The sequence below is a fragment of the Mycobacterium sp. 1274761.0 genome (assembly GCF_001668615.1).
Taxonomy (GTDB): domain Bacteria; phylum Actinomycetota; class Actinomycetes; order Mycobacteriales; family Mycobacteriaceae; genus Mycobacterium.
Genome location: NZ_LZMC01000050.1, coordinates 1 through 1,696, shown reverse-complemented (window position 1 = coordinate 1,696; position 1,696 = coordinate 1). Strand labels below are relative to the sequence as shown.

Genomic DNA, 1,696 nt, shown 5'->3' with positions numbered 1-1,696 from the left:
GGCTACATGGTGCCCGTGGCCGTGGTGGTGCTGGCCAGCTTGCCGTTGACGGTCAACGGCAAACTCGACAAACGCGCCCTGCCGGCACCGGAATACCACGGCGCCGACCGTTACCGCGCCCCAGAAACCCTCACCGAAGAAATCCTGGCCGGGATTTACGCCAACGTCCTGGGCCTCGACCGGGTCGGCATCGATGACTCCTTCTTCGAACTCGGCGGCGACTCGCTGTCGGCGATGCGCGCGATCGCGGCCATCAACACTTCGTTTGATGCCGGTTTGTCGGTGCGGGCGTTGTTCGAGGCGCCGTCGGTTGCCCGATTGGCGCCGCGGGTGGGTGGTGGCGGCGGAATGGAACCGTTGATTACGGTGACGCGCCCGGCAGTGGTGCCACTGTCGTTTGCCCAGCAGCGGTTGTGGTTCGCCGATCAATTACAGGGTGCGTCGGCGATTCACCACATGGCCGTGGCGCTGCAGCTGGTCGGCCACGTCGATGCCGAGGCATTAGGTGCAGCCTGGGCCGATGTGATCGGCCGTCATGAGAGCCTGCGCACCGTGTTCGTGGCTGCTGAGGGTGTTCCCCAGCAGGTGGTGCTGCCCGTCGAGCAGGTCGACCAGGGCTGGGAGGTGATCGACGCCGCCGGGTGGGCCGAGGCCCGACTAGTTGACGCCATCGACGCCGCGGTGCAGCAGCCGTTTGACTTGGCGACCCAGATTCCCTTGCGGGCCAAGCTTTTCCGCCGCAGCGACGAGGAGCACGTGTTGGTGGCGGTGGTCCACCATATCGCTGCTGACGGCTGGTCGGTCCGGCCAATGGTGACCGATCTGGCGGTGGCCTATACCAGCCGGTGCGCCGGACAGGCCCCCGACTGGGCGCCGTTGCCGGTGCAGTATGTCGACTACACCCTTTGGCAGCGCGCCCAGCTGGGCGATCTCAACGACCCTGATAGCCGCATCGCCGCCCAGCTCCGTTACTGGGAGCAGGCCCTGGCTGGGCTGCCCGACCGTTTGGAGGTGCCCACCGATCGGCCCTATCCGCCGGTGGCCGATTACCGCGGCGCCCGGGTAGCCGTGGACTGGTCGCCCGAGCTGCAGCAGCAGATCGCCGCGGCCGCCCGCGTCCACGATGCAACCAGTTTCATGATGATCCAAGCGGCGCTGGCGGTCCTGTTGGCGAAGGTCAGCGCCAGCAGCGACGTGGCCGTCGGGTTCGCCATCGCCGGACGTGGCGATCCGGCCCTGGAAGCCCTGGTGGGTTTCTTCGTCAACACGCTGGTGTTACGGGTCGACCTCACCGGCAACCCCACCGTTGCTGAGCTGATGACCCAGGTGCGCGCCCGCAGCCTGGCGGCCTACGAACACCAGGAACTGCCCTTCGAAGTGCTGGTGGAACGGCTCAACCCGACCCGGTCGCTGACCCATGCACCGCTCGTGCAAGTAGCGTTGACCTGGCAGAACTTCACCGGACAAGACAGCGACCTCACCGGGTTGCGCCTAGGCGATGCCCAGATCACCCGGCTGCCGGCCGACACCCGCACCGCCCGAATGGATCTGACATTCTCCCTCGGGGAACGCTGGAACCCCACTGGCGAGCCCGCCGGCATTACGGGTGAAGTGGAATTCCGCACCGACGTCTACAACCCCGACACCATCCACACCCTGGTAGCGCGGTTGCAGCGGGTGCTAATCGCGTTGACCA

General features: G+C 66.6%; 1 protein-coding gene. It reads left to right on the top strand.

The annotated features are described in order from the left end of the window. A partial coding sequence (locus A5651_RS08480) for a condensation domain-containing protein (RefSeq protein WP_231988621.1) occupies nt 1-1,696 on the top strand: 1,696 nt, incomplete at both ends.